This window comes from Oceanihabitans sediminis, assembly GCF_003337215.1.
Taxonomy (GTDB): domain Bacteria; phylum Bacteroidota; class Bacteroidia; order Flavobacteriales; family Flavobacteriaceae; genus Oceanihabitans; species Oceanihabitans sediminis.
Genome location: NZ_QPIG01000003.1, coordinates 391985 through 398310 on the forward strand (window position 1 = coordinate 391985; position 6326 = coordinate 398310).

5 protein-coding genes and 1 rRNA gene are annotated in these 6326 nt (G+C 31.5%); 1 reads left to right on the plus strand and 5 read right to left on the minus strand.

Translation table 11 applies throughout. From position 1 onward, the window contains the following. Position 1: 1 nt before the first annotated feature. The 3 genes from DU428_RS10140 to DU428_RS10150 all read right to left on the minus strand — a co-directional run bounded on the left by DU428_RS10140 (position 2) and on the right by DU428_RS10150 (position 2350). Positions 2–394: an ExbD/TolR family protein gene (locus tag DU428_RS10140; protein WP_113966493.1), complete on the minus strand. Its 393-nt coding sequence runs from the start codon at positions 392–394 to the stop codon at positions 2–4. 1 nt (position 395) lies between these two features. Beyond that, positions 396–1097, minus strand: coding sequence for a MotA/TolQ/ExbB proton channel family protein (locus DU428_RS10145; RefSeq protein WP_207802370.1), 702 nt, complete (start codon positions 1095–1097; stop codon positions 396–398). 188 nt (positions 1098–1285) lie between these two features. Further along, complete coding sequence (locus DU428_RS10150; RefSeq protein ID WP_113966495.1) at positions 1286–2350, minus strand: anhydro-N-acetylmuramic acid kinase; 1065 nt, start codon at positions 2348–2350, stop codon at positions 1286–1288. 91 nt (positions 2351–2441) lie between these two features. Here DU428_RS10150 and DU428_RS10155 point away from each other — a divergent pair, with 91 nt between their 5' ends. Beyond that, complete coding sequence (locus tag DU428_RS10155) at positions 2442–3584, plus strand: acyl-CoA dehydrogenase (protein ID WP_113966501.1); 1143 nt, start codon at positions 2442–2444, stop codon at positions 3582–3584. 72 nt (positions 3585–3656) lie between these two features. Here DU428_RS10155 and DU428_RS10160 read toward each other — a convergent pair whose 3' ends face one another. Both DU428_RS10160 and rrf read right to left on the minus strand, forming a co-directional pair. Then, positions 3657–6083, minus strand: coding sequence for a helix-turn-helix domain-containing protein (locus tag DU428_RS10160; protein ID WP_113966496.1), 2427 nt, complete (start codon positions 6081–6083; stop codon positions 3657–3659). A 158-nt stretch (positions 6084–6241) separates the two neighbouring features. Next, a 5S ribosomal RNA gene (rrf, locus tag DU428_RS10165) occupies positions 6242–6326 on the minus strand; the annotation flags it as partial.

Genomic DNA, 6326 nt, shown 5'->3' on the forward strand with positions numbered 1-6326 from the left:
TCTATTGCGACTTTACAGCTAAAGTAGACTTGATTTTGTTTCTGTTGGCAATATCCATTATAAAAACTACATGCTTCATTTCTACATCCTGATCGGAACGAATAGTTATGGATGGACTTTCTGTTTCGCCTACTTTTGCTAAAACTTCTGCTTCTAAAGATTCTTTAGAAACTTGCTTCATGTCTACGTAATAATTGACATCCTTATCTACACTTACAGATACATTTTTTGTTTGGGTTGTTTTGCTAGTAGATTTTGGTAATAATAAATCTATAGCTTCTGCCGAAACCAATGTTGATGCAATCATAAAAAATATTAGTAACAGAAACACAATATCTGTCATAGATGACATATTGAATTCTGGTGTTACTTTATTTCTTCCTCTTAAATTCATATTATGTTGGCTCGTTTAAGTGATCTAGAAATTCTAATGAATTTGCTTCCATTTGGTATACAACCTTATCGGTTTTTACTACTAAATGGTTATATGCTACATAGGCTATAATACCTACAATTAGCCCTCCTACTGTAGTGGTCATAGCTGTATAAAGTCCGTCTGCTAGTGTTTTAATATCTATAGAACCTCCTGAATTAGCGATTTCAAAAATAGAAAGAATCATTCCGATTACTGTACCTAAGAAACCAATCATTGGTGCTGCTCCAGAAATGGTTGCTAAAACAGAAACGTTTTTTTCTAATCCGTAAATTTCTAATCTTCCTGCATTTTCAATGGCAGTATTAATGTCTTCTAAAGGTTTTCCTATTCTTGTAATTCCCTTCCCTATTAATCTAGAAACTGGTGAATTTTGTTGTACACATAACATTTGTGCTGAATCAATTTTTCCGTTAGAAACGTGATCTTTGATTTGATTCATAAAATTAGCATCTACTTTGGAAGCTTCTTTTATGGCAAAAAGTCTTTCGAAATAAATATATGTTGCAACTATTAGCAGTACAAATAGTAATGCTATGATTACCATTCCGGCAGTTCCTCCGCTAGTGATTAATTCTATTACCGAAAGTGTTTTTTCTACAGATTCTCCGTCTGTTAGTAAATCTGCTTCTGTAGCAGCGTCTTGGATGATTGTGTTTAACATAAACAGTTATTTTACTATTGTATTAACGTTTGATTTTGTGGTTAAGTATATATTGTTTTAAAGTTCTAATTACCTGAAATATTCAAGTGTACGGACTCGTTTTTATGTGGTAGGCAATTAGATTTTCATTATTTAGGTTTTGTTTGGGCAAAAACAAATATAAAAAACTAAAAGGGCATTATATTATATTAGGGGATATAAATTTTACCCGAACTATGGTCATGCTTTGCACCTGTAACACTGCTCAAACAATTCGCTTCTTCACGCAGTTTTAAAACACCTAAAAGTCCGAAGATTAAAGCTTCTTTATAATTAATAATTTCTTCGGAAGGAATTATAATTTCGTTACCTGTTAAGTCTTTTATTCTTTTTATTAAGTACAAATTGAAAGCACCACCACCTGTTACTAGAACGGAAGCATTTTCTTTTTTATTAATTTGATAGGTAATTTGAATAGCAATATGCTCTACAAAAGTTCTTAGAACATCTCTAACTTCCATATTGTATGCATCGATAATAGGAAAAATGACTTTTTTAACCCACTCTAATCCCAAGGACTTTGGTGCCTGCAAATTATAAAACTCTAAATTATTGAGGTCTTTAAGTAATGCTTGATGTACTTCTCCTGAGGAAGCAATCATTCCTTTGTCGTCATAGGAGAAACCTAATCTTTCTGTGTAATGATTCAACACAATATTGACAGGACAAATATCATAAGCTAAACGAAGATTATTCACTTCGGATGAAATATTAGCGAATCCGCCAAGATTCACACAAAAATCATATTTCCCAAACAACAACTTATCCCCAATTGGTACAAGTGGAGCTCCTTGTCCACCCAAAGCAACGTCCTGTACTCTAAAATCACATACTATCTGTTTCTTTGTAATTAAAGCAAGTTCTGGCAAATTCCCAATTTGATAAGTTAGTCCTTTTTCCGGTTGATGTAAAGCAGTATGTCCATGCGAACAAATTGCAACTATTTCGGTTATATTATTTTTTTGAATAAATGCATTAATGACACTAGCCAATAATCGTGTGTACTGTTTATCTATTTCCTGTAATTCTTCAGAAGAAAAAGTAATAAGATTCTTTAGTTTTAGCTGCCACTCTTCAAAATAAGACACTGTTTCGCAATGAATTATTTTAAATCCATAAGCGTTTTCCATACTAAATTTTATGTATGCTAGATCTATTCCATCTAATGATGTGCCAGACATGACTCCAATTACATGATATTCTTTCTTTTTCATATTCTGTAAAAATAACAATCTCTGTTGAATGTATATTATTAAAGACTTATATTTGCACTCTATTTATTATCGAAAAAACAATAAAAAAACTATGGATTTTAGCCTTACAGAAGAACATATTATGATTCGCGATGCAGCTCGCGATTTTGCACAAACAGAATTACTTCCAGGTGTTATTGAACGTGATAACACTCAAACCTTCCCTAAAGAATTAGTAAGAAAAATGGGAGACTTAGGTTTTATGGGAATTATGGTAGACCCAAAATATGGAGGAAGCGGAATGGATGCAATCTCTTATGTATTAATTATGGAAGAACTTTCTAAAATTGATGCATCTGCTTCGGTAATGGTTTCTGTAAATAACTCTTTAGTTTGTTATGGATTAGAAGCTTTTGGAACAGAAGAGCAAAAACAAAAATATTTAACAAAAGTTGCTACTGGTGAGCAAATTGGAGCTTTTTGTTTAAGTGAGCCTGAAGCAGGTAGTGATGCAACTTCGCAAAAAACTACTGCTATAGACAAAGGAGATCATTATGTAATTAACGGAACTAAAAACTGGATTACTAATGGTGGTCGTGCAGATGTTTACTTAGTAATTGCACAAACAGATAAAGAAAAAGGTCATAAAGGTATTAATGCTTTTATTGTTGAAAAAGGAACTCCTGGATTTGACATCGGACCAAAAGAAGATAAATTAGGTATTCGCGGAAGTGATACTCATACTTTACAATTTAATGACGTAAAAGTACCTAAGGAAAACAGAATTGGTGAAGACGGATTTGGTTTCAAATTTGCTATGAAAACACTTTCTGGAGGAAGAATAGGTATTGCATCTCAAGCTTTAGGTATTGCTGCTGGAGCTTATGAATTAGCTTTAAAATATTCTAAAGAGCGTAAAGCTTTTGGTACAGAAATTTGTAACCACCAAGCTATTGCTTTTAAATTAGCGGATATGCACACTGAAATTGAAGCTGCGCGTATGTTGGTAATGAAAGCTGCATGGGATAAAGATCAAGGTAACAACTACGATATGTCTAGTGCTATGGCAAAATTATACGCTAGTAAAGTAGCTATGGAACAAACTGTTGAAGCGGTTCAAATTCATGGCGGAAATGGTTTCGTAAAAGAATACCACGTAGAACGTTTAATGCGTGATGCAAAAATTACTCAGATTTATGAAGGTACTTCTGAAATTCAAAAAATCGTTATTTCTAGAGGGGTTATAAGAGACTAATCCTTTCCAGAAATACTTTAAATAAAAAAAGGCTTCAGTTTTACTTCTGAAGCCTTTTTTTATAATTAGTTTTTACTTTTTTGATAGTTCATCTAAAACCAAACGGATTTCACCATAACTATACTTGTCATCTAGTTGATATTTTAAATCAGAAAGGTTTTCAAAAGAATGTTTTGGTATAGCTTTTTTAAGTTCGTTATAATGTTCTTCTGAAATTAAATCGGTTATTTTTATTTCTCCTGACGGAATAAAACTTGCTAAGTGACCAAAGATTGTATTTTCGTTTAATTCTCTTTCTAAAGCAATTTCCTCAATAGATTTTCCTTTTTTGTATAAGTCTAAAGAAATTCTTTTAGTTTCCCCTCTTTTCTTTTTGGGTGTCTTTTCTTCAAATATTTCAACAGAATTAGAAACTTCAATATCATTTTCAATACAATAGTCTCGTATTATTTTTAAAATATCGTTTCCATATTTCTCTACACGTACTTTCCCCATTCCATTTACCTTAAGAAGTTCTTTCTTATTTACAGGTAGTGTTTCACACATTTCATATAAAGCTTTTTGTGTAAAAATTTGAAAATGAACAAGATCATGTTCACTAGCTAAATCATTACGTAACTCCCTAAGCAGTTCAAATAACTCAACATTTGTTGTGCCGTCTATAACTGTACTTCTCGCTTTCTTAGGTTTTTCTTTAGCTATAAAGACTGATTTACCACGTAACTCTAAAAATTTTGCTACTTTAAACGCACTATCCATTTCTTTAAAATAAAGATTCTTTACCGCTAATTGCTCTTCAATATCATCAATGTACTTATAAAGATCTTTCTCTACAGTTTTATTATCTGTAGTAAAGTTGATAGATTTAAATGGAGTATGTAAGCTTGTTTCTACTTGTTCTTTAAAGTATTTAATAGCCTTTACAAATCGTTCTTGAATGTCTTTATTCGTTTCTGGTTCAATCATTGATTTGGAAAATTCTTTTAATTGAGCAGCAAAACCATTCTTTACTTTTAACAGATTGGTTACGCTATTCTTCATGGCTTTAATAGGTTCTTCTATAGTTCCTGTAATGCTTGTTCTATTTTTATAAAATATATCTAACACACGGTTTAATGGGAAAACTAATTTGTAGAAATCAAATATTTCTGAAATTAGCCCTAATTGAAAATCAATTTTAGATTGTATTAAGTCTGCTTCGTTTGGTTGATTCTCTTCAGTATATTTATTAAACGAAGTTACATTACTATCACTTATAATTTGGTTAGCACCTATTTTTGTTTTTAAAACTAATCCTTCTAGAGTTTTGCATCTACTTAAGGCTACATAGGTTTGTCCGTGAGCAAAAGCACCTTCTGCATCTATAATTGCTTTTTCAAAGGTTAACCCCTGACTTTTATGTATGGTTATTGCCCAAGCTAAACGCAATGGCATTTGTGTATAAGAACCTATTTTATTTTCGGTTATTATACTTGTTTCTTTATCTACACTATAGTTTATATTTTCCCATGTTTCAGAAGTGGCTACTATGTTGAACTCATCATCTGGACATTTTACTATAACTTCATCCTTATCTAATAATATTACTGTTCCTATCTTGCCATTATAGTATCGTTTTTCAACAGAACTATCGTTTTTAATAAACATTACTTGAGCTCCGACTTTTAAAACTAAATCCTCATCCGTAGGATATGCATACTCTGGAAATTTACCAACAACCTTTGCCTTATAACTAACGGTTTTTCCGTTTAATTTATCTAATTCTTTTCTATTGGTTAGCTCTGCTTTATTATTATGTGTAGTTAATGAAATATATCCTGAATCGTTACTTGGACTAAAATCTGGTATATATCTACTATTTAAAGCTTCCGCGGAAGAAGCAGATAAAGTGTTATTTCTTATTTCATTTAAAATCTGAATAAAGGTAGGGTTATCCTGTCTATAAATATGTTTTAGTTCTACAGTAATAGCATTAGAGTTTTGAAACACCCTACTACTAAAAAAGAATACATTATTATAAAAATCTTTTAAAAGTTGCCATTCATAATCTTTTACAACAGGAGATAATTGTTGTAGATCTCCAATCATTAAAACTTGAACGCCACCAAAAGGTTTATCTCTATCTCTAAATCGTTTTAATGTTTTATCTATTGCATCTAATAAATCAGCTCTTACCATACTAATTTCATCAATTACTAATAAGTCTAGAGATTTAATAATATTGATTTTAGTCTTGTTAAATTTTCTAGAGGAATCTAAAGCTGCATCAGGTAAGATTGGCCCAAAAGGCATTTGAAAGAAAGAGTGTATAGTAACTCCCTTTGCATTAATAGCGGCTACACCTGTAGGAGCTACAACAACCATTCTTTTTAAGGAATTCATTTTTAACTTATGCAAAAAGGTAGTTTTACCAGTACCTGCTTTACCAGTTAAAAAAACATTCCTATTGGTGTTATTGATAAATTTCCAGGCAAGATCTAGCTCAGCATTCTCTTTCATTGATTAATATAACTTTAGAATTTCTAATATAATCAAAATGAATAATAGTTGGTAGAAGTTTTGATAGAAAAGTAGGTTAGATAATATTACTTGGAAGCAATAACCTTTGCAATATTGCATAAAAAAACCCTTCATTAAATAAATAATGAAGGGTTTAAAAAAGGCGACGACCTACTCTTCCACAATGTAGTACCATCGGCGCTAATGGGCTTAACTTCTCTGTTCGGAATGGTAAGAGGTGAG

Coding starts and splice junctions, on each gene's coding strand:
- DU428_RS10140 (WP_113966493.1), bottom strand. CDS start 394: ATGAATTTAAGAGGAAGAAATAAAGTAACACCAGAATTCAATATGTCA.
- DU428_RS10145 (WP_207802370.1), bottom strand. CDS start 1,097: ATGTTAAACACAATCATCCAAGACGCTGCTACAGAAGCAGATTTACTA.
- DU428_RS10150 (WP_113966495.1), bottom strand. CDS start 2,350: ATGAAAAAGAAAGAATATCATGTAATTGGAGTCATGTCTGGCACATCA.
- DU428_RS10155 (WP_113966501.1), top strand. CDS start 2,442: ATGGATTTTAGCCTTACAGAAGAACATATTATGATTCGCGATGCAGCT.
- DU428_RS10160 (WP_113966496.1), bottom strand. CDS start 6,083: ATGAAAGAGAATGCTGAGCTAGATCTTGCCTGGAAATTTATCAATAAC.